Source organism: Flavobacterium hydrocarbonoxydans, from assembly GCF_009789235.1.
Lineage (GTDB): Bacteria > Bacteroidota > Bacteroidia > Flavobacteriales > Flavobacteriaceae > Flavobacterium > Flavobacterium hydrocarbonoxydans.
The window spans coordinates 55,772-76,590 of sequence record NZ_WSTB01000003.1 but is presented as its reverse complement, the minus strand read 5'-3'; the positions used below and the strand labels follow the sequence as shown (position 1 = coordinate 76,590).

At 32.6% G+C, this 20,819-nt stretch carries 21 protein-coding genes; 13 read left to right on the top strand and 8 right to left on the bottom strand.

The window, feature by feature from the left end:
• The first annotated feature begins 49 nt into the window (after positions 1-49).
• Complete coding sequence (locus tag GON26_RS06360) at positions 50-1,024, top strand: integrase core domain-containing protein (RefSeq protein ID WP_160373906.1); 975 nt, start codon at positions 50-52, stop codon at positions 1,022-1,024.
• Between the two features lie 187 nt (positions 1,025-1,211).
• Here GON26_RS06360 and GON26_RS06355 read toward each other — a convergent pair whose 3' ends face one another.
• The 3 genes from GON26_RS06355 to GON26_RS06345 form a co-directional block, all read right to left on the bottom strand.
• A complete protein-coding gene (locus tag GON26_RS06355; RefSeq protein WP_160373905.1) occupies positions 1,212-1,655 on the bottom strand; it encodes a thiol-disulfide oxidoreductase DCC family protein in 444 nt (147 codons plus the stop codon).
• Between the two features lie 11 nt (positions 1,656-1,666).
• On the bottom strand, positions 1,667-1,972 hold the full coding sequence (locus GON26_RS06350; protein WP_160373904.1) for a GIY-YIG nuclease family protein: 306 nt from the start codon (positions 1,970-1,972) through the stop codon (positions 1,667-1,669).
• Positions 1,973-2,325: 353 nt separating this feature from the next.
• A complete protein-coding gene (locus tag GON26_RS06345; RefSeq protein ID WP_160373903.1) occupies positions 2,326-4,491 on the bottom strand; it encodes an endonuclease MutS2 in 2,166 nt (721 codons plus the stop codon).
• Positions 4,492-4,603: 112 nt separating this feature from the next.
• Between GON26_RS06345 and GON26_RS06340 the strand changes: the two genes are divergently transcribed.
• Entirely contained in the window at positions 4,604-5,275 is a 672-nt protein-coding gene (locus tag GON26_RS06340) for a uracil-DNA glycosylase (protein WP_160373902.1), read from the top strand.
• Between the two features lie 70 nt (positions 5,276-5,345).
• On the opposite strand, the gene GON26_RS06335 is transcribed toward GON26_RS06340, so the two are convergent.
• The 5 genes from GON26_RS06335 to porX all read right to left on the bottom strand — a co-directional run bounded on the left by GON26_RS06335 (position 5,346) and on the right by porX (position 9,713).
• Positions 5,346-5,732: a DUF4258 domain-containing protein gene (locus tag GON26_RS06335; RefSeq protein ID WP_160373901.1), complete on the bottom strand. Its 387-nt coding sequence runs from the start codon at positions 5,730-5,732 to the stop codon at positions 5,346-5,348.
• A gap of 36 nt (positions 5,733-5,768) precedes the next feature.
• The gene (locus tag GON26_RS06330; protein WP_160373900.1) at positions 5,769-6,968 is read right to left on the bottom strand and encodes an alanine dehydrogenase; all 1,200 of its coding nucleotides are present in this window, start codon (positions 6,966-6,968) and stop codon (positions 5,769-5,771) included.
• Positions 6,969-7,051: 83 nt separating this feature from the next.
• The gene (locus GON26_RS06325; RefSeq protein ID WP_160373899.1) at positions 7,052-7,525 is read right to left on the bottom strand and encodes a GNAT family N-acetyltransferase; all 474 of its coding nucleotides are present in this window, start codon (positions 7,523-7,525) and stop codon (positions 7,052-7,054) included.
• 113 nt (positions 7,526-7,638) lie between these two features.
• The gene (tsaE, locus tag GON26_RS06320) at positions 7,639-8,052 is read right to left on the bottom strand and encodes a tRNA (adenosine(37)-N6)-threonylcarbamoyltransferase complex ATPase subunit type 1 TsaE (protein ID WP_317164689.1); all 414 of its coding nucleotides are present in this window, start codon (positions 8,050-8,052) and stop codon (positions 7,639-7,641) included.
• A gap of 107 nt (positions 8,053-8,159) precedes the next feature.
• Positions 8,160-9,713 (bottom strand): T9SS response regulator signal transducer PorX, encoded by a 1,554-nt coding sequence (gene porX, locus GON26_RS06315; protein WP_160373897.1) that lies wholly within the window; start codon positions 9,711-9,713, stop codon positions 8,160-8,162.
• Between the two features lie 221 nt (positions 9,714-9,934).
• Between porX and GON26_RS06310 the strand changes: the two genes are divergently transcribed.
• From GON26_RS06310 to GON26_RS06260, 11 genes are all read left to right on the top strand, one after another.
• Positions 9,935-11,164 carry an HD domain-containing protein gene (locus GON26_RS06310; RefSeq protein WP_160373896.1) on the top strand — a complete coding sequence of 410 codons (1,230 nt, stop codon included), beginning with the start codon at positions 9,935-9,937 and terminating at the stop codon, positions 11,162-11,164.
• Between the two features lie 132 nt (positions 11,165-11,296).
• Positions 11,297-12,340 carry a UDP-3-O-(3-hydroxymyristoyl)glucosamine N-acyltransferase gene (gene lpxD, locus GON26_RS06305; protein WP_160373895.1) on the top strand — a complete coding sequence of 348 codons (1,044 nt, stop codon included), beginning with the start codon at positions 11,297-11,299 and terminating at the stop codon, positions 12,338-12,340.
• Entirely contained in the window at positions 12,333-13,721 is a 1,389-nt protein-coding gene (locus tag GON26_RS06300) for a bifunctional UDP-3-O-[3-hydroxymyristoyl] N-acetylglucosamine deacetylase/3-hydroxyacyl-ACP dehydratase (RefSeq protein WP_160373894.1), read from the top strand. The genes lpxD and GON26_RS06300 overlap by 8 nt, the downstream gene beginning before the upstream one ends.
• A 73-nt stretch (positions 13,722-13,794) precedes the next feature.
• On the top strand, positions 13,795-14,580 hold the full coding sequence (gene lpxA, locus GON26_RS06295; RefSeq protein WP_160373893.1) for an acyl-ACP--UDP-N-acetylglucosamine O-acyltransferase: 786 nt from the start codon (positions 13,795-13,797) through the stop codon (positions 14,578-14,580).
• Positions 14,581-14,782: 202 nt separating this feature from the next.
• Positions 14,783-15,349, top strand: coding sequence for an elongation factor P (efp, locus tag GON26_RS06290; RefSeq protein ID WP_160373892.1), 567 nt, complete (start codon positions 14,783-14,785; stop codon positions 15,347-15,349).
• 138 nt (positions 15,350-15,487) lie between these two features.
• Positions 15,488-16,417 (top strand): UDP-3-O-(3-hydroxymyristoyl)glucosamine N-acyltransferase, encoded by a 930-nt coding sequence (locus GON26_RS06285; RefSeq protein ID WP_160373891.1) that lies wholly within the window; start codon positions 15,488-15,490, stop codon positions 16,415-16,417.
• 1 nt (position 16,418) lies between these two features.
• Positions 16,419-16,781, top strand: coding sequence for a nuclear transport factor 2 family protein (locus GON26_RS06280; protein WP_160373890.1), 363 nt, complete (start codon positions 16,419-16,421; stop codon positions 16,779-16,781).
• A gap of 85 nt (positions 16,782-16,866) precedes the next feature.
• Positions 16,867-17,739, top strand: coding sequence for a succinate--CoA ligase subunit alpha (gene sucD, locus GON26_RS06275; RefSeq protein WP_160373889.1), 873 nt, complete (start codon positions 16,867-16,869; stop codon positions 17,737-17,739).
• Between the two features lie 142 nt (positions 17,740-17,881).
• Positions 17,882-18,310, top strand: coding sequence for a hypothetical protein (locus tag GON26_RS06270; RefSeq protein ID WP_160373888.1), 429 nt, complete (start codon positions 17,882-17,884; stop codon positions 18,308-18,310).
• A 442-nt stretch (positions 18,311-18,752) separates the two neighbouring features.
• A complete protein-coding gene (locus GON26_RS06265) occupies positions 18,753-19,370 on the top strand; it encodes an RNA polymerase sigma factor (protein WP_160373887.1) in 618 nt (205 codons plus the stop codon).
• 80 nt (positions 19,371-19,450) lie between these two features.
• Positions 19,451-20,560 (top strand): FecR family protein, encoded by a 1,110-nt coding sequence (locus GON26_RS06260; RefSeq protein ID WP_160373886.1) that lies wholly within the window; start codon positions 19,451-19,453, stop codon positions 20,558-20,560.
• The last annotated feature ends 259 nt before the right edge of the window (positions 20,561-20,819 follow it).

Sequence of the window (20,819 nt, the reverse complement as noted above, 5' to 3'; positions counted from 1 at the left end):
AGGTTACTTATTTCGGTAACAAAATTTACCTTTAATAAATTTTGTTGTGATGAGAAATAATAGTCAAGATTCAACTTTAGAAAGAAATTATTTAGAGAAATATCGTTTTCTAATAAAAGAATATGAACTGGTTAAAAATAAAACACATCCTTTGTACAAGAGAGCGATGGATTTTTACACAGCAAATGATACTTGTAGAAAGAGTTTTTTAAAGTACTATAATCGTTATAAACAAACTGGGAAATCAGTTGATTTACTTCCTCAAAAACGAGGTCCAAAATATAAAACCAGAAGGCCATTGCCTTTTATTGAACAAAAAGTAATTGATTTACGTGAAAAAGGAAATAATAAATATGAAATTGTTAGTATCTTAAAGCCCAAATTAGGAAGACACACGCCTTCATATTCAGGAGTTTATAATATTCTTAAACGTAATAAAATAAATAGGTTAACTCCGAAGATAAAAAAGAACCATCAAAAAATAATCAAAGAAAGAATGGGACAACTGGGTCATATCGATTGCCATCATTTAAGTAAAAGTATTATTCGAGGAGAAAGTAAAAAGCGTTATTTAGTTTGTGTAATTGATGATTATAGTAGAATAGCTTGGGCAGAACTCATATCAGATATTACCAGTTTAACAGTTATGTTTGCGACATTAAAATGCTTAAACATCTTAAGTGATCATTATCAAATAAAGTTTGAAGAAATATTATCTGACAATGGACCTGAATTTGGAATCAAAACTAGTAAAGTAAAAAGTCAGCATCCTTTTGAGAGAATGTTAATCGAACTAGGAATTGTTCATAGATATACTAGAGCTTATAGACCGCAAACAAATGGAAAAGTAGAACGTTTTTGGAGAACTTTGGAAGATGATTTACTCAGAGATACAGATTTTGATTCTCAAGAGGAATTAAAAGAGGAATTATTACAATATTTATATTATTATAATCATGAAAGACCACATCAAGGTATTGATGGAAAAAAACCAATCGAAATGATAAATCCGTTACCGAAATAAGTAACCTTTACAATTTCGAGGGAAAAGAAACCTGAATTTTTAGGAGCTAATCCCGCTATCCGTTTCAATCTTTTGTGGCGAACCCCGCCACAAAAGGATTTCCACTTCTATCGGGGCTAGGGCAATCGTTTTGAAAAGAGTGTTCTCGTTCGAAATCGAAATGACAAAAAGTGATGATAATTGGAATTTAAAGAAATTTAGCCTTTAATTCCGGAGTCGGAATCATACAGCTTTCTTTTTTGCCGTACCATTTATAGCGGTTTTTAGCAATATAATCGTAAATATAATTCCTGAATTTTTCAGGAAGGATTTTTAAAATAGAAATCAAATTAAAAAATCCTCCTAGCTCGTTGCTAATTTCAATCGCTGCTGAAGATTTATAAAAATAGGCAACACCTGGTTGATACAAAATGATGCTATCAATTTTGCTGCTGTCCACGTTAATGTAATCGCAAATTTCTTTTCCCAATTCTGATTGAAAAGCTACAAACCTAAAAACATCTTTTTTATCGTGTTGAATAATAAACTGAACTGAGCTATTACATAAATTGCAAACACCATCAAAAAGAATTATTTTTTTATTTTCGGCTGTCTTTGCGAGGAACGAAGCAATCTCACTATGTATTTCCATTTTCATTATAATTATTGAGTCATTATATTTTCAATTTCATCAAATAAATCTTTCCAAGTGGGATTTAATGATTTAATCAAATTATTTTTTGCTTCTCTCGAACCAGCTTTTATTTGCTTTTCTCTAGTTATTGCATCTTCAATCCATTGAAATTGTTCGTAGTAAACTAAAATATTTACATTATACCTGGCTGAAAATGATTTAGGATATTTTTTATTTTTATGTTGTAATATTCTTTGAGGGAGATTTGAAGTTACACCAGTGTATACAACTGTCTGGTATTTATTGGTAATGATGTAAACAAATCCTGGTTTCATTTTTATTTTTTTTTTTGATTTTTTTTGCCCTTGCGAAAAACGAAGCAATATCGTTTATATTTGACATACTTCATTAACTCGTGCTAGTGAGATTGCTTCGTTCCTCGCAAAGACTTACTATGGCTAAAAAAAAAATTGACAATTTTAGATAATTTATTTTGTCTATTAAAAATTACAATTCAATAAATTTTACAAATCAAAAACAGCTTTCATAAATTGCTTATAACGCAATTTTAAAAAGATTAAATCTTCCAAATTGGTTAGTATGAAATTCTTCGTTTAAATCGCTTTATTTGAAATTTTGATGTTTTTTAAGTTCCGAATAAAGAAAAATCTGGATTGAAAACTGAAATTTATTTTTTGCCAGCCTCTACAAACTCCAATTCATCCAAACTAACTTTCGAAGTAAAAATTCCGTAGTTTACAGTTGCTTTGTTTTTCTCAATAGCATCGATACTTCCAACCGATCTTCCGTCAAGCATTCTTACTCTGTCACCAACTTTCAAAATTGGTTTTGGTTTTTCGATAACTGGTTTTAGTTTTTTCTCTTTTTTCTCTTTTCGAATTTCTTCTACCTGAACTGTTACTTCAGCGATAATTTCTTTTTTCTTTTCGATTATGGCTTTGGCTTCTTTTGGAGTGGCTTTTTTGCGTTTCGAATTTTCAATTTCAATGATTTTCAAAAATTCGCCGATCAGCTCTTTTTTATTTTTGTTATTGAAATATTTCTCGGAGATATCTTCAATCTTCTGGCCAATGTAAATCGTCTTTTGATTACTATCATACAATTCCTGATAGCTTTCCAGTTTCTGTTTAATTTTCACATTGATGTTTTCCATCTTTTTACTTTCCTCACGAGCGCGGGTTTCTTCTTCTTTTAAATTGATAGAAGTTTTCTCTAATTTTGAACGCTCTTTTTGAAGTGTTGCAATGGTTTTGTCAAAACGAACTTTACCCACTTCAATTTTCTTTTTAGCACGATTAATCAATCCAAAAGGGATTCCGTTTTTCAGTGCCACTTCAAAAGTAAACGAACTTCCTGCCTGACCCAAAGCCAGTTTATACATCGGCTCCAGCGATTTTTCATCAAACATCATATTCGCATTGGTTGCAAAAGGCAATTCATTTGCCAAAATCTTCAGGTTAGAATAATGCGTCGTAATAATTCCGAAAGCCTCTCGATGATAAAATTCTTCGAGGAAAATTTCAGCCAAAGCACCACCTAATTCCGGGTCAGAACCTGTACCAAATTCATCAATTAAAAACATAGTTTTCTTGTTGCATTTTTTCAGGAAATAATTCATGTTTTTTAATCGGTAGCTATAAGTACTTAGATGATTTTCAATAGATTGATTATCCCCAATATCCGTTAAGATTCGATCAAATAAAAATGTTTCACTGCGTTCATGAACCGGAATCAACATTCCGGATTGCAGCATCAATTGCAATAAACCAACAGTTTTTAGAGAAATAGTTTTTCCTCCGGCATTAGGTCCGGAAATCACAATAATTCGGTTATCTTGTTTTAGTTCAATAGTTTGTGGATGTGTGATTTCCTGCTTTTGCTTGTTATTCAGATACAAAATCGGGTGATACGCTTCTCTGAAAAACAATCGTCTTTCCTCAGTAATTGTAGGCAGAATTCCGTTGATTCTATTGGCATATTTTGCTTTCCCGGCTACAACATCAATATCACTTAAAAATTCCTGATACTCAATTAGTAAAGGCAAAAACGGGCGAATTGCATTCGATAACTGCTTTAAAATTCTAGTGATTTCTTCCTTTTCTTCGTATTCAAGATTGGCTAATTCCCGAGAATATTTTAGTGTAGTTTCTGGTTCGATATAAGCAATACTTCCAGTTTTAGAACTTCCTAAAATAGAACCTTTTACTTTGCGTCGGTACATGGCCAATACGGCTAAAACACGACGGTTTTGTACAAAACTTTCTTTGATGTCATCCAAATATCCAAGTCCGTTATATTGTGTCAGCGCTACGCCAAAACTCTGATTTACTTTACCTCGAACCACGTTCATATTACGACGGATATCCAGTAAAACTGGCGATGCATTGTCTTTTATTTCGCCATATTTATCTACGATAGCGTCAATCAAAGTCACAATATCTTTGGTGTATTCAACCCGTGAAGCCCTCGCATTCAGATTCGGATAATAGTCATCAAATTTTTTAAGGAAATTCAATAAAAAATTTGAAGTAGAGGAAAGTGTTGCAATTTTTCTAAAGCTTCCCACTTCCAGAAAACTATCTTCGATAGCCAGAAATTTGATTTCGTGTGTGATGGCGTCAAATCCGTGATTCGGAATGGCGTTATTATTTTGAAAAGAGGAAACATACTCTGATGTCTGCATTAAAGCCTGCATCAAAGTTTCTTTGTCTCTAAAAGGGGTTATTTGTAAAGCTTTTTCTTTTCCAATGTCAGTATTACAGCCATCTGAAACGGTTTGAAGCACTGTTGGAAATTGTAAATCCTGTAATGTTTTTTCGGTAATGGATATCATTATATATCGTAAGTTGTAAAGTTTCAAAGTTACAAAGTTTTAAAACTAAAAAGCACTATTTATTGGTACTTTGGAAAAAACTTTGCGTAATTTGTAATAAAAAAATTTTAAAATGAAAATCAATCTTTCTCCTGAGTGGCAAGCAGTTCTGTCTGATGAAATTCAAAAACCTTATTTTAAGGATTTGATGGAAGCATTAGACGAAGAATATAAAACACAAACTTGTTATCCTCCTGCAGAATTGATTTTTTCAGCGTTTAATAATTGCTCTTTTCAGGATTTGAAAGTTGTAATCATTGGTCAGGATCCTTATCATGGAGAAGGAGAAGCGAATGGTTTGAGTTTTTCTGTAAATGATTCCGTTAAAATACCACCTTCGTTGCGTAATATTTTCAGAGAATTAAACGATGATTTCGATTCGATTTTTATGCCAACTTCTGGTAATTTAGAAAAATGGGCCAGGCAGGGAGTCTTACTTTTAAATGCAGCTTTAACCGTTAGAAAAGACAGTCCGAATAGTCATAAACACTTAAAATGGAATCTTTTTACCGATGCTGTAATTCAGGCTATTTCCGATCAGAAAGAAAATATTGTTTTTTTGCTGTGGGGAAGCTTTGCACAAAAAAAAGGACTCAAAATTGATCGTTCAAAACACCATGTTTTAGAATCAGGACATCCATCGCCAATGAGCGCCAATCAAGGAAAGTGGTTCGGAAATAAACATTTCAGTCAGACCAATTCGTTCTTAAAATCGAAAGGAATTCCAGAAATCGAATGGTTGTAATTAGGGTCAATTTCACGTAAGTGATATAAATAATCTTATGACAAACTATGAAAAAGTATCAATTTTAGACTTATTTATCTAAAGGTTTTTTAGTAATTTCCTCTAGAACAGCTTTGTTTTCGTAGTTGATTACTTTTAGAATAATCTCTTGATTTTTTACCGTTTTTCCTTCAATAACATATAATTTTCCATTTTTCATCGGAACATTACTTTGATCAAAATCAACATCACCAAACTGTAGTGTATTTTTAACATCGGCAGTATCAACCCATTTTTCGTTTAAAGTTTGAATAGCCTTATCAGAATATTGAAATGGTTTTGTTCGGAGTGTATTTAGCACTCTGGCATTCGGAAAGTAGTTGCAACGCGTGTCTTTACCACTAAAAACAAGGGCTACAAAAAAGCATCCCATAATCAAACCAATAAGATAATAAGCAAAACGATGTACGAACTTCATGAATTATTTTTTTTGCAAAGGTAAGTTAAAGTTCGATTAAAAAACAAGTAAATTAATATCGTTATCCGGTAAATCAAACCATTCGCCAATAGCTTTGTTGGTCAGAATTCCGTGGTACAAATAAATTCCGTTTTTTAGTCCTTTATTACATCTGATAGCGCTTTCAAGACCACCATCTTCAGCAATTTGCAATAGATAAGGCGTTAGAATATTACTTATAGAAAGTGAAGCTGTTTTTGAATATCGTGACGGAATATTTGGTACGCAATAATGCAAAACATTGCTTTTTATGAAAGTCGGTTTCTCATGAGTCGTAACTTCGGATGTTTCGAAACAACCTCCGGTATCAATACTTACATCTACAATTACGGCGCCTTTTTTCATGTGTTCGACCATAGTTTCGGTAACAATAATCGGGCAGCGTTCTTTACCGCGCATCGCACCAATAGCGACATCACAACGTCTTAAAGCTTTTAAAAGAGCTTTTTGCTGAACGGTAGAAGTAAAGATTCTTTGGTTTAAATTGTTTTGCAGACGACGTAATTTAGTAATCGAATTATCAAAAACTTTTACATTTGCTCCTAAACCAATAGCTGTTTTTGCAGCAAATTCACCCACAGTTCCAGCTCCTAAAATTACCACTTCGGTAGGAGGTACACCGGTAATATTTCCGAACAAAAGACCTTTTCCAAATTCGTCAGTAATCATTAACTCAGCTGCAATAAGGATTGAAGCTGTACCGGCAATTTCGCTTAATGATTTTACTGCAGGATACGAACCGTCTTCGTCTTTTATATATTCAAAGGCAAGTGCGGTAATTTTCTTTTTAGACAAAGCCTCAAAGTAAGCCTTCTTTTTTGTTTTTAACTGAATAGCAGAAATAATAATCGTTTCCGGGTTTATCATCTCAATTTCTGCCAATGTCGGAGGTTCAACCTTTAATAACATTGGACAACCAAAAACCTTTTTAGTGTCTTTGGTCACTTCCGCACCTGCATCTGCATATTCTTTGTCAGAGTAACTCGAACTTTCTCCCGCACCAGATTCAATCATAACGCGATGACCTTCGTAAGTCAAAGAGTTTACAGCGTCTGGAGTTAGGCAAATACGACGTTCCTGATAACTTGTTTCTTTAGGGATTCCTATGAAAAGTTCTCTTTTAAATCGGCCCACTTCAAGTTTTTCTTCTTGTGGCAACAATTGTTGTTTCGTAAATGGCGTTAAGGTTATTGACATGAGTTGTGCGAAAAATTAAGAGTACAAATTACGTAAAAAGTTTTAAAATTAGTGTAAATATTCGGTTAATAGTATTCTAAAGATCAAAGGATTATTTTTTCCATTTTAATGTCGGCTCGGTCGTAAACTCCGTCTTCTAGTGGAATCTCGTAAAAACCAAATTTTTTATACAAATGAATGGCAGGAAGTAATCTTCTGTTCGAATATAAAAGTAGTTTTTTAACCTTACTTTCTTTGGCTACAGCAATGCAATGTACTAATAATTTATTCCCAATACCAAGACCTTGTGCTTTATCTGAAACCGCCATTTTACTCAATTCAAAAGTAGTGTCATCAACTTTCATCAAAGATGCGGTTCCTATAATTTCGTTGTTGTATTTAGCATAAAAAATCATTCCGCCCTTATCAATAATTTCTTGTTGCGGATTCGAAAGTACCAATTCGTCTTTGTCTTCTACTCTAAAATATTTAGTAAGCCATTCTATGTTTAAAGTTTTGATGTGGTCTTTTAAATCTGGTGAAAAGGGGATGATTTCTACAGTGTTTTGGGTATTCATTATATACTTATGTTGTTTCACAGAGATTCACGAAGATTTCGCAGAGTCACACAAAGAATTATTATAAAGCTTTGCGAACCTTTGTGTAAGTTTAGTGATTCTCTGTGGAATATTTATTCTAATTTCAAATTTCTTTTTCCATCTGCCATCAATTCAATAGTAACCACAGAATGTTCCTCAGGAATCAGGCTTGCAATTTTCTCAGGCCATTCGATAAAACACCAATTTCCAGAATACAAATAATCATCAACACCCATGTCCAAAGCTTCGTTTTCGCGATTCAATCGGTAAAAATCAAAGTGATAAACGATTTGGTTATTGGCTGCAAAATATTCGTTTACCAAAGAAAAAGTAGGGCTGCTCGTAGCATCCTGAACACCTAAACTTTTGCACAATTGTTTGATAAGAGTAGTTTTTCCAGCACCCATTTCACCATTAAAAAGAATGATTTTTTTTGGGTTTTGAGCTAAAATTTGCGCTGCTACTTCCTGAATTTGATCTAATGAAAAAACGATGTTCATTTTAATTTTTTTAACCGCAAATTTCGTAAATTTTCACAAATTATTATTTAATGAAACAAAATGAATTTGCGAAAATTTGCGAAATTTGTGGTGATTTCTATAAAACTTTAAACTTATTTCGGATTAAAAACCAAAAAGGGAATAATCATTTCTTCTAATGAAATTCCTCCGTGTTGGTAAGTGTTTTTGTAATAACTCACATAATGATTGTAGTTGTTTACATAGGCCAGAAACAAATCATTTTTGGCAAAAATAAACGAACTACTCATGTTGATGGCAGGCAAACCAATCGTTTTAGGCTCTTTTACCATATACACATCTTTTTGCTCGTAAGTCAAACTACGACCCGTTTTATAGCGTAAATTTAAACTTGTATTTTTATCTCCAACTACTTTAGAAGGGTTTTTTACATTTATAGTTCCGTGGTCTGTAGTCAGAATCAATTTGAAACCTAAAAGTTGTGCCTGCTGAATAATTTCTAGCAACGGAGAATTTTTAAACCAGCTCAAAGTCAGTGAGCGATAGGCTTTATCGTCTGATGCCAGTTCTTTAACTACATCCATTTCGGTTTTGGCGTGCGACAACATATCAACAAAATTATAAACCACCGTAACCAAATCATTGCCTTTTAAAGCTTTAAAGTTTTCGGCTAATTTTTTACCGCCAGCATAATTGGTGATTTTAAAATAATCTTCCTTAATGTCTAATCCTAAACGTTTTATTTGTGCCGAAAGAAATTCGGCTTCATAAAGGTTTTTTCCGCCTTCTTCCGGATCATTTTTCCAATATTGCGGAAATTGCTTTTCCATGTCAGAAGGTAATAATCCTGAGAAGATGGCATTTCTTGCATATTGAGTTGCTGTTGGAAGGATAGAGAAATAGGGAACTTCTTTCTCTAGTTTGTAATAGTTTCCTACCACAGTTTCAAAAGATTTCCATTGGTCATAACGCAGATTATCAATTACCACAAACAAAATAGGTTTGTCTTTTTTCTTGATTTCGGGTAAGACTAATTCTTTGAATAAATTATGGGACTGAATAGGTTTATCTGCCTTAGGCGCGAACCAATCTTCGTAATTTCGTTCGATATATTTTCCAAATTGAGAATTGGCTTCCACTTTTTGAGATTCAAGGATTTCAATCATACCCTGATCGTTAATGTTTTCGAGCTCTAATTCCCAAAAAATCAACTTTTTATATAGTTCAACCCAGTCTTCATAAGAATTGACCATCGCTAATTCCATCGAAATTTTTCGAAACTCTTTTTGGTAATCCAAAGTGGTTTTTTCTGAAATTAATCGGGAATGATCCAGATTTTTCTTCAAACTCAATAAAATCTGATTCGGATTTACCGGTTTTATCAAATAATCAGCAATTTTTGAACCTATTGCTTCTTCCATGATGTATTCTTCCTCACTTTTGGTGATCATAATCATTGGTGTGGCCGATTTTTTCTCTTTCATTTCAGAAAGTGTTTCCAATCCGCTCATTCCAGGCATATTTTCATCCAAAAAAACAATATCAAAATTGTCTTCCTCAAACAAAGTGATTGCATCTAAACCATTGTTACAAGTGGTTACAGCATAGTTTTTTTTCTCCAGAAATAATATATGTGGTTTCAAAAGGTCGATTTCGTCATCAACCCAAAGTATTTTTATTTTATCCATAAACAATTCTAATTTTAATGCAATTTAGCGGTATAGAACTAAAAAAGTATTAAAAATAGTATAAATTTCAGAATTATAAATTGCATTTTATTGAGTTTTCGAATCTAAATAGATTGTTAGTGATATAATGAATTGATTTTAAGCGTTATTTTTTAAGTAAAAAACCCCAAACAGTTTATAGTTATTTACTTATATTTGTTGACCTAAAAAATAACCAAATAGTGACTCAAATAAATAAGTTAAAAATATTCAATGACCCCATTTATGGTTTTATTTCGATTCCTAATGAACTTATCTACGACTTAATTCAGCATCCTTACTTTCAGAGATTGCGCCGTATTTCGCAAATGGGATTGTCTTATTTAGTATATCCTGGAGCCAATCATACCCGTTTTCATCATGCTTTAGGCTGTATGCATCTCATGCAAAAAGCCGTTGAAACACTTCGTTTTAAAGGAGTTGCCATTTCTGAAGAGGAAGAAAACGCTTTATTAATTGCTATTTTATTGCACGATATAGGTCACGGGCCTTTTTCGCATGCAATGGAAAAAAGCATTGTAGAAGATGTAAATCATGAAGCTATTTCGTTATTATTTATGAATCAGCTGAATGATGAATTTGACGGAAGATTGAGTCTGGCTATTCAGGTTTTTAAAGGAGATTATCACAGGAAATTCATGTTGCAATTGATTTCAAGTCAATTAGATATGGATCGAATGGATTATTTAAAACGAGACAGTTTTTATACCGGTGTTGCGGAAGGAAATGTCAACTCAGAACGATTAATTCAGATGATGAATGTGGTTGATGGCGTTTTGGTTATTGAAGAAAAAGGAATTTATTCAGTCGAAAAATTCTTGCTTTCAAGAAGATTGATGTACTGGCAGGCTTATTTGCACAAAACCAGTTTAGTAGCCGAATTGATTTTGATGAAAGTATTAAAAAGAGCCAAGGAATTAACCTTAAAAGGAATGGTTTTGCCTTGTAGCGAACCCCTTTTGTATTTTATGCAAAATAAGGTTTCTTTGGAAGGTTTTGATTCAGAAAAATTAGATTTATTTTCGCAATTAGATGATTTTGATATAATTAGCGCGCTAAAAGCTTGGCAAAAACAAGATGATTTTATACTTTCGACTTTAAGTAAAATGATTATTAACCGAGATTTGCTAAAAATAAAATTAAGTGCCGAAAAAATTCCAATTGAAGAATCACAAGCTTTGAAGGAAGAATTTGCTGAAGAGCATAAAATTTCAGCTTTAGATGCAGGTTATTTTATTTTTAGAGGTAAAATAAAAAATCAGGCGTACAGTAAAGAAGCGGAACCCATACGAATTTTGAAAAAAGACAAAACTATTGAAGATGTTGTAGAAGCTTCTGACCAGCTGAATTTGAAATCGTTATCTAAATTGGTGACAAAATATTACATCTGTTATCCAAAACAACTTATTTAAAATTAACATTTAAAATCTATTTTTTATATTTTTGTCGCAATGAAACGAACTAGTACATTTTTTTCTAACATAAGTAGAACGTTATATAGAGAGTTCCATCTTATTCCTACTAAGAAAATATAATCAGATAAGATGAAATTTACAGCAGAACAAATAGCAGGAATTTTAGAAGGTGAGGTTGTTGGGAATCCCAATGCAGAAGTAACCCGGCTATCTAAAATCGAAGAAGGAGAGGAAGGATCTCTGACTTTCTTGGCAAATCCAAAATATATCAATCATATTTATACTACGAAAGCTTCAGTAACTATTGTTAATGATTCTTTTGTGCCTGAATCTGAAATTACAACTACTTTGATAAAAGTTGAAGATGCTTATGCGTCTTTTTCTAAGCTTTTAGAGTTTTATAATCAGGTAAAATTGAATAAAAACGGGATAGAACCACAAACTTTTATGACGGAAGGAACTAAATATGGTGAAAATTTATATTTGGGAAGCTTTAGTTATATAGGGCAAAACGTGGTTTTAGGAGATAATGTAAAAATTTACCCTAACAGTTTTATTGGCGATAATGTTGTTATTGGCGATAATGTATATATTTTTGCAGGCGCTAAAATTTATTCAGAAACTATAATTGGTAACAATTGTACGATTCATTCAGGAACAATTATAGGAGCAGATGGTTTTGGTTTTGCGCCAAGCGAGGAAGGTAGTTACAGTAAGGTTCCGCAAATAGGGAATGTTATTATAGAGGATAATGTAGATATTGGTGCCAATACTACAATAGACAGAGCAACTCTGGGTTCGACAATTATACGAAAAGGAGTTAAATTAGACAATCAGATTCAGATTGCCCATAATGTAGAAATAGGCGAAAATACCGTTATTGCTGCACAAACAGGAGTTGCAGGTTCTACAAAAATAGGCAAGAATTGTATGATTGGAGGACAAGTTGGTATTGCAGGCCACTTAACTATAGGTAATAATGTGAGGCTTCAGGCTCAGTCTGGAGTAGCAAGAAATATCAAAGATGATGAGATTTTGCAAGGTACACCCTCTATTGGTTATACTGATTTCAATAAATCTTATGTTCATTTTAAGAATTTCCCTAAGATTATTGCCGAAATTGAAGAATTAAAAAAACAAATAATAAACCCAAAAAATGGAAATAATGGTTAAACAGAAGACCATCAAGAATGAAATTTCACTAACAGGAGTTGGATTACATACTGGAAAAGAAGTTACAATGACTTTTAAACCTGCTCCCATAAATAATGGTTTCACTTTTGTTCGAGTTGATTTGCAAGGTCAGCCAGTCATTGAGGCTGATGCTAATTATGTTGTTAATACGCAAAGAGGTACCAATTTAGAAAAATTAGGTGTTAAAATTCAAACTCCTGAACACGTTTTGGCTGCATTAGTGGGCTGTGATCTGGATAATATTATTATAGAATTGAATGCTTCAGAACTTCCTATTATGGATGGTTCTTCAAAATATTTTGTAGAGGCAATCGAAAAAGCCGGAATCGAAGAACAAGATGCTAAACGTAATGTTTATGTGGTAAAAGAAGTAATTTCGTTTACTGATGAAACTACCGGAAGTGAGATTTTGGTAATGCCAAGCGATGATTATCAGGTAACTGCAATGGTTGATTTTGGTACTAAAGTTTTAGGTACACAAAATGCAACCATGAAAAGTATAGCCGACTTTAAAGAAGAAATTTCAAATTCAAGAACTTTTAGTTTTCTACATGAATTAGAATCTTTATTAGAGCACGGACTAATAAAAGGGGGCGACTTAAACAATGCAATTGTATATGTGGACAAAGAAATCTCTGACTCTACAATGGAAAACCTGAAAAAAGCTTTTGGAAAAGAGAAAATTTCGGTAAAACCAAATGGAGTTCTGGACAACCTTACTTTGCATTATCCTAATGAAGCTGCACGCCATAAATTATTGGATGTTGTGGGAGATTTAGCTTTGATTGGTGTTAGAATTCAAGGAAAAATTATTGCCAACAAACCGGGACATTTTGTAAATACTCAGTTTGCTAAAAAAATGGCAAAAATTATCAAAATAGAGCAAAGAAACTATGTTCCGGTTTATGATTTAAATCAGGAGCCTTTGATGGATATTCATAAAATCATGGCCGTTTTACCTCACAGACCTCCATTTTTGTTGATTGACAGAATTATTGAGATGTCTGAAAGTCATGTGGTTGGAATGAAAAATGTTACGATGAACGAAAATTTCTTCGTAGGTCATTTTCCTGATGCTCCGGTGATGCCAGGAGTTCTAATTGTAGAAGCTATGGCACAAACAGGAGGGATTTTGGTTTTAAGTACCGTTCCGGATCCAGAAAACTATTTGACATATTTCATGAAAATTGATAATGTTAAATTCAAACATAAAGTATTGCCAGGTGATACCTTAATTTTCAAGTGTGACTTGATTTCTCCTATCAGAAGAGGAATTTGTCACATGCAGGCAAATGCTTACGCAAACGGAAAATTAGTTGCCGAAGCAGAATTAATGGCTCAAATTGCGAAAAAACAATAATAATTAATCAATTTTATTGTTTACGTTTGTTGCCCAAATTAGATTATTTTAATTTAAAATATAAAATATACAGATGAATCAACCATTAGCATATGTTCATCCTGGCGCTAAAATCGCCAAAAACGTTGTAATAGAACCTTTTACAACAATTCACAATAATGTTGTTATTGGTGATGGTACCTGGATTGGTTCAAATGTGACTATTATGGAAGGGGCTCGTATTGGAAAAAATTGTAATATTTTTCCAGGAGCAGTAATTTCAGCAGTACCACAGGATTTAAAATTTGGAGGAGAAGATTCTCTTGCTATTATTGGAGACAATTGTACAATCAGAGAATGCGTAACTATCAATAGAGGTACAGTTGCATCTGGGCAAACAATTTTGGGTAACAACTGTCTGATTATGGCTTATGCACATATTGCGCATGATTGCGAAATAGGTAATAACGCCATTATCGTAAACGGAGTTGCACTTGCTGGTCACGTTGTAGTGGGTAATCATGCTGTAATTGGTGGTTTGGCTGCTATTCATCAGTTTATTCATATTGGTGACCACGCAATGATTTCGGGAGGATCTTTAGTTCGTAAAGATGTTCCACCATTTACAAAAGCCGCAAAAGAGCCTTTGTCTTATGTAGGAATTAATTCTGTTGGTCTAAGAAGAAGAGGGTTTACTACAGAGAAAATCAGAGAGATTCAGGAAATTTATAGAATTTTGTACCAAAAAAATTATAATACCACACAAGCTTTAAGTATTATTGAAGCAGAAATGGAAGCGACTCCTGAAAGAGATGAAATTTTAGATTTTATCAGAAATTCATCGAGAGGGATCATGAAGGGTTATTCAGGAAACTATTAATTTTAGAGTTTAGATTTCTGATTTTAGATTTCTAAACTGTAGATTAAAATTGAAAATAAAATTATTAAAAATAAAAAGAATGCAGGATTTATTCTGTTTAGAATCTAAAATCTATATTCTTAAATCTAAAATAAAAAAAAATGTAGATTATTACTTCTTAAGAAATCTAAAATCTACATTCTAAAATCTAAAATTAAATAAAATGGCATCTACATCAGATATTAGAAACGGATTGTGTATTAAATTCAATCACGATATTTATAAAATTATTGAATTTCTTCACGTAAAACCAGGAAAAGGACCAGCTTTCGTGAGAACAAAACTGAAAAGTTTAACAACTGGAAAAGTATTAGATAATACATTTTCTGCAGGTCATAAAATCGAGGATGTACGTGTAGAAACACATACTTACCAATTTTTGTATGCTGAAGGAGATGAGTTTCACTTTATGAATGCAGAAACATTTGAACAAATTTCTTTGAATAAAAATATTCTGGATGCTCCGGGATTATTAAAAGAAGGAACAAATGTAATGGTTCAGGTGAATACCGAAACTGATTTGCCTTTATCAGTAGATATGCCAGCTTCTATCATTCTTGAAGTTACTTATGCTGAGCCAGGAGTAAAAGGAAATACGGCTACAAATGCTACAAAATCTGCTACAGTAGAAACAGGTGCAACAGTAAACGTTCCTTTGTTTATCAATGAAGGTGATAAAATTAAAGTGGATACCGCTTCAGGTTCTTATATGGAGCGTGTAAAAGAGTAATTGGCTTAATAAGATAATTTGTCAATGAGTCAATTAGAGAATTAATATGCAATTTAATTTTTGATTATTTATTTTCTAATTGACACATTTTAAATAATTGGCACATTTTCTAATTGACAAATTTTCTAATTATAAAATATGAAATTTCCAAAAGTTCACTCTTTAGAAGAAATTGCAAATTTGCTTAACTGCAAATTTATTGGTAACAAAAACTTTGAGGTTTTAGGTATGAATGAGATTCATGTTGTAGAACCAGGAGATATTGTTTTTGTTGACCATCCAAAATATTATGACAAAGCCTTACAATCGGCTGCTACTATTGTTTTGATTAACAAAGAAGTAGATTGTCCTGAAGGTAAAGCGCTTTTAATTTCTGATGACCCTTTTAGAGATTTTAATACTTTAACCAAACATTTTAAACCCTTTCAGGCTACAAACGTTTCGATATCGATTTCGGCAACAATTGGAGAAGGAACGGTTATTCAGCCAAACTGTTTTATTGGTAATTATGTTACGATAGGAAAAAATTGTATCATTCATCCTAATGTTACGATTTACGATCATACTGTAATTGGTGACAATGTGATTATTCACGCAGGAACTATCTTGGGAGCAGATGCTTTTTATTACAAAAAACGACCAGATGGTTTTGACCAATTAATTTCCGGTGGAAGAGTTGTAATAGAAGACCATGTAGGTATAGGAGCCCTTTGTACGATAGACAAAGGAGTTACAGGTGATACGACTATTGGAGCAGGAACAAAACTGGATAATCAGGTACATGTAGGTCACGATACAGTTATTGGTAAAAAATGTTTAATAGCTTCACAAACGGGTATCGCGGGTTGTGTAATTATTGAAGATGAAGTTACTATTTGGGGACAGGTTGGTACAACCAGTGGCATCACAATAGGAGCAAAGGCTGTTATTATGGGGCAAACAGGCGTTACCAAATCAGTTGAAGGTGGAAAGTCCTATTTTGGAACTCCAATCGAAGAATCAAGAGAGAAGTTGAAACAATTGGCCAATATCAAAAAGATTCCTGAAATTTTAAATAAATTGAAATAATATGTCTATTAAAGAATTTGTTCAAAAGTTTTATAAGTCGGATGCCTTAATTGATAGCGAGATTCTGAAGACTTATCTGCATCCTGATGTATCATTAGAATGGAATAGCAGCAAAGGTTTAATTCAGATGGATTATGATTCGATGTTAGAAATGGCAAACGAACTGAGCCGTGCTTATGTGCGTTCAAAAGTTAGAATTAGCCATATTATTGCTGAAGATGATTTGGTTTCGATACGTTATTCGCATTATGTAAAAACAATCGAAAATCCGAGAGAGGAAATGTTGTTGGCTCATTTTGCTACAATTTGGCAAATAAAAGATGATAAATTGTATAGAGGTTATCAAATGAGTCAATTTTCTTAATATTTTTTGTTGCGAAAAAGGTTAAAAATCGTTACAAAACCTTACTTTTGCATCACAATTTTAAAAACTACATAAAATATATATCATGAGTGTTTTAGTTAATAAAGATTCCAAAATAATTGTTCAAGGATTTACAGGAAGTGAAGGAACTTTCCATGCTTCTCAAATGATTGAGTACGGTACTAATGTTGTTGGTGGTGTTACTCCAGGAAAAGGAGGAACCAGCCATTTAGACCGTCCGGTTTTTAACACAGTAAAAGATGCTGTTAACCAGGCAGGAGCTGATACCTCTATCATTTTTGTTCCACCAGCTTTTGCTGCAGATGCAATTATGGAAGCTGCTGACGCCGGAATTAAAGTAATTATTGCTATTACAGAAGGAATTCCTGTAGCAGATATGATTAAAGCAAATAATTATGTTAAAGAAAGAAATTCTAGATTAATCGGGCCAAACTGTCCAGGTGTTATCACTCCAGGTGAAGCTAAAGTTGGTATCATGCCAGGTTTCGTTTTCAAAAAAGGTACAGTTGGTATCGTTTCTAAGTCTGGAACTTTAACTTACGAAGCTGCAGACCAGGTTGTAAAACAAGGTTTAGGAATCACTACAGCTATTGGTATTGGTGGAGATCCAATTATTGGAACTACAACTAAAGAAGCTGTTGAATTATTAATGAATGACCCTGAAACTGAACTTATCATTATGATTGGTGAAATTGGAGGTCAATTAGAAGCTGATGCTGCTAAATGGGTAAAAGCTGATGGTAACCGTAAGCCAGTTGTTGGTTTTATCGCTGGAGAAACTGCTCCTGCAGGTAGAACAATGGGGCACGCTGGTGCTATTGTTGGTGGTTCTGATGATACTGCTGCTGCTAAAAAACAAATTATGAGAGACAACGGAATTCACGTTGTTGATTCACCAGCAGAAATTGGTAAAAAAGTGAAAGAAATATTGGGATAATCTCCAATTTTAAAAATAAAAATTCCAAAAAAAAGTCTCAATATTGTGTTGAGACTTTTTTACATTTTTAAAATGTTGGAAATATAATTAGAATCTTAGCAACTCAGAACCTTAGTTTCTTAGAAGCTTCAAAACAAAAAATATGTATAAAGAATTAGAAAAGTTTACAGTAAAAGGAAATTTTACGTTTACACAAAATGATAGTTTAGAAGAAGTTTGCAATGCTCCGGAAACCGGAAGCGGTGTGTTTGTGGTTTATGCTATTGAAGGTGATGCAAAAGAATTAGTAATGGTAGCATCAACAGGAACTGTTCAAAACGACGGGACTTTAAAAATCAAAAATGGCGGTTTATATGATAAAATCGTAAACGGTCACCAATTTGCTAAAACGGGAAGAAAATACTCGTGGCCAGCACAAATGAAATTAGAAAACATCGACAGATTAGAAGTTTCATGGTACGAAACATTCAACAATGATGTAAAATTAATTCCTACTGCTATTGAAGGTAAAATTTTGCAGTACTTTTTGGATGAAAATAGTACTTTACCAAGATGGAATGTAGCTTTCTAGGAAAGTTATTTTTAAAATATAAATTGCTCAAAAGCCTTGCTATAGTTTAGTAAGGCTTTTTTTTATAAATGGAAAATTAGTCTTTAGATTTTCAAATTCCGATTTTTTTTTAAGTTTAAACTTATATTAATAATTTTAGCTGGCAATAAAAATAAATCCAAAAAACGACCGTAAAACCTTAGTAGATATAATAAAAAGGACAGTTTTCTATATTAGGAAATCGTCCTTTTTTTGTAAATAAATTGTTTTTAAAGTTTAGCTTTTATATATTTATCGAACAAAAGTAAATGATAATGTTAAAAAATCGTTTTATTTTTGATTTCCAAAAGCAACATTTTAATTCCAGATCAGGAGTGAACAATAGCCTATTTAGTTATGCTGTTGTTTGATTTGAGTTGCTATTATAAGCCTTTTTTTTTAAATCGCACTGACTAATTAAATTATGAAAAGCCAAATTTTACCTCCGTTTACCTTAGAAGATAATACGCTTTGGAAAAATCTTAAAAGTGGTGACGAAAAATCTTTTTCATTACTTTTCGAAAGATATTATACAGACTTAATTAGCTATGGTAATTCCCTTTCACCATTTTCAGAAAAAGTGCAGGATTGTGTGCAGGATGTTTTTACCGATGTTTGGTTGTATCGGGATTCTTTGCAGGATTCTGTTGTGGTAAAAGCATATTTGTTGTCAAGTGTTAGAAAAAGGATTGCCAGATTGTTTCAAAGAGATCACATTTTTCGCAAAACAGCCTCAACTGATGCGATAGAATTTTTATTTGATTTTTCTATCGAGCACACGCTTATCGATGACGAAACTACTGCTGAACGTGTTTTGCATCTTAATAAACTTTTAAATGATTTACCCCCACGCCAAAAAGAGGCTTTGTATCTTCGCTACCATCAAGGGCTGGCAATAGAACAAATTGCTGAAATGTTAGAAGTCAATTATCAATCCGCAAATAATTTATTGCACCGTGGATTGTTAAGCCTTCGAAAAGAATTTCAGGGTAATTTGTTTTCAGCTTTAGCACTGTTTTCAGGGTTTTCTCAACTTTCTTAAAAAAAACTTAAAAAAAATCACAATTTGGTGAGTATATAATTAAAAAGTTGTCCTCTATGTTTTTGTAACCTCATTAATAGATGCAAAAACGTAATCAATATATCGAAATAGAAGATTTTTTAGCCGATGAATCTTTTCAGTTATGGATATTAACTAAAACTGATGAACAAGGCTGGGAAGAATGGACAGTTGAAAATCAACAACGTGCCAAATTAGTTGAAGATGCCCGTCTTTTATTATTAGCGATGAGGGCAGGCAACAAAGAAATATCTCCAATTGAAATTCAATCTGCTTTACAAGCTACCTGGAAAAGAATTGAAGAAAGAGAAATTTCAAAAAAACAAAATTCAAAATTCTCCATAATTTTTCTACAAAAACATTGGTTAAGCAGTGTTGCTGCTACTTTGTTTTTTTGTTTTCTTTCTATTTGGTTTTACAATAATCAAATTTCTCCATCCAATACTGTGGTTACTTACAATGAGCTTATCGAAGAAAATAATGAAGGATTGGTTGAACAAACCAACAATTCGGATAAGCCGCAAATTATTACATTGTCAGATGGCAGCTCTGTATTGTTGCAGCCAAAAAGTAAACTAAGTTATCCTAAAATTTTTACAGGAAACGAAAGAAAAGTGTATTTATCCGGAGAAGGCTTCTTCGAAATTAGCAAAAACCCTAAAAAACCATTTTTTGTTTATGCTAACGAAATTGTAACAAGAGTTGTAGGAACAAGTTTTAGAATCAAAGCGTATTCTGATCAGCAAAATGTTGAAGTCTTGGTGCGCACTGGTAAAGTAAGGGTAAAATCGAATGAGCTTATTTCTAATTCAGACGAAATTGTACTTCTACCCAATCAGGCCTTGCGATTTGTTCGTAAAGAATTGGTATTTAATAAAATAACAGATATTACAGAAGATAAATCATTAATTCAAAATGTAGGTAATATTGAGCAGTTGAGTTTTGAGTTTACAGACATTCCAGTTACACAAATATTCAAAACTATAGAACAGGCTTACTTGGTAAATATTGATTTTCCTAAGGATAAATTAAAAGATTGTCATCTTACGACATCGCTTAGTGATCAGCCTTTGTCTGAAAAACTTAAAATTATCTGTAAAAGCATCGGGAATAATACCAATTATGAAATGAATGGAAATCAAATCATAATTACATCTGAAGGTTGTAATTAAATTTTGAATTTCTATTTAAAGAGCCGTTGTTTTTAGATTTTAAAAAAAAAATAAGTTAAAGCTTGTTATTATGAATTTAATTATAGATAAAAAACTGATTATAAAAGTACAATGCAAAACTAAACCAATAATAAACTAACTAATAAATAAATTTTTTAATGCCTATGTAAATAAATAATACATAAAAAAAGTGCCGAAATGCTGTAACATTTTCGACACTTAGTAAGATTAAATTACCCTCTGTAAAGGATAATTTATG

What these genes read in the sequence shown, in the direction of transcription:
- lpxD (WP_160373895.1), top strand. Translation starts at nt 11,297, where the DNA reads ATGAAATTTACAGCAGAACAAATAGCAGGAATTTTAGAAGGTGAGGTT.
- sucD (WP_160373889.1), top strand. Translation starts at nt 16,867, where the DNA reads ATGAGTGTTTTAGTTAATAAAGATTCCAAAATAATTGTTCAAGGATTT.
- GON26_RS06350 (WP_160373904.1), bottom strand. Translation starts at nt 1,972, where the DNA reads ATGAAACCAGGATTTGTTTACATCATTACCAATAAATACCAGACAGTT.
- lpxA (WP_160373893.1), top strand. Translation starts at nt 13,795, where the DNA reads ATGAATCAACCATTAGCATATGTTCATCCTGGCGCTAAAATCGCCAAA.
- GON26_RS06280 (WP_160373890.1), top strand. Translation starts at nt 16,419, where the DNA reads ATGTCTATTAAAGAATTTGTTCAAAAGTTTTATAAGTCGGATGCCTTA.
- efp (WP_160373892.1), top strand. Translation starts at nt 14,783, where the DNA reads ATGGCATCTACATCAGATATTAGAAACGGATTGTGTATTAAATTCAAT.
- GON26_RS06355 (WP_160373905.1), bottom strand. Translation starts at nt 1,655, where the DNA reads ATGGAAATACATAGTGAGATTGCTTCGTTCCTCGCAAAGACAGCCGAA.
- GON26_RS06270 (WP_160373888.1), top strand. Translation starts at nt 17,882, where the DNA reads ATGTATAAAGAATTAGAAAAGTTTACAGTAAAAGGAAATTTTACGTTT.
- GON26_RS06265 (WP_160373887.1), top strand. Translation starts at nt 18,753, where the DNA reads ATGAAAAGCCAAATTTTACCTCCGTTTACCTTAGAAGATAATACGCTT.
- GON26_RS06285 (WP_160373891.1), top strand. Translation starts at nt 15,488, where the DNA reads ATGAAATTTCCAAAAGTTCACTCTTTAGAAGAAATTGCAAATTTGCTT.
- GON26_RS06260 (WP_160373886.1), top strand. Translation starts at nt 19,451, where the DNA reads ATGCAAAAACGTAATCAATATATCGAAATAGAAGATTTTTTAGCCGAT.
- GON26_RS06330 (WP_160373900.1), bottom strand. Translation starts at nt 6,968, where the DNA reads ATGTCAATAACCTTAACGCCATTTACGAAACAACAATTGTTGCCACAA.
- GON26_RS06360 (WP_160373906.1), top strand. Translation starts at nt 50, where the DNA reads ATGAGAAATAATAGTCAAGATTCAACTTTAGAAAGAAATTATTTAGAG.
- GON26_RS06300 (WP_160373894.1), top strand. Translation starts at nt 12,333, where the DNA reads ATGGTTAAACAGAAGACCATCAAGAATGAAATTTCACTAACAGGAGTT.
- GON26_RS06325 (WP_160373899.1), bottom strand. Translation starts at nt 7,525, where the DNA reads ATGAATACCCAAAACACTGTAGAAATCATCCCCTTTTCACCAGATTTA.
- GON26_RS06335 (WP_160373901.1), bottom strand. Translation starts at nt 5,732, where the DNA reads ATGAAGTTCGTACATCGTTTTGCTTATTATCTTATTGGTTTGATTATG.
- GON26_RS06345 (WP_160373903.1), bottom strand. Translation starts at nt 4,491, where the DNA reads ATGATATCCATTACCGAAAAAACATTACAGGATTTACAATTTCCAACA.
- porX (WP_160373897.1), bottom strand. Translation starts at nt 9,713, where the DNA reads ATGGATAAAATAAAAATACTTTGGGTTGATGACGAAATCGACCTTTTG.
- GON26_RS06340 (WP_160373902.1), top strand. Translation starts at nt 4,604, where the DNA reads ATGAAAATCAATCTTTCTCCTGAGTGGCAAGCAGTTCTGTCTGATGAA.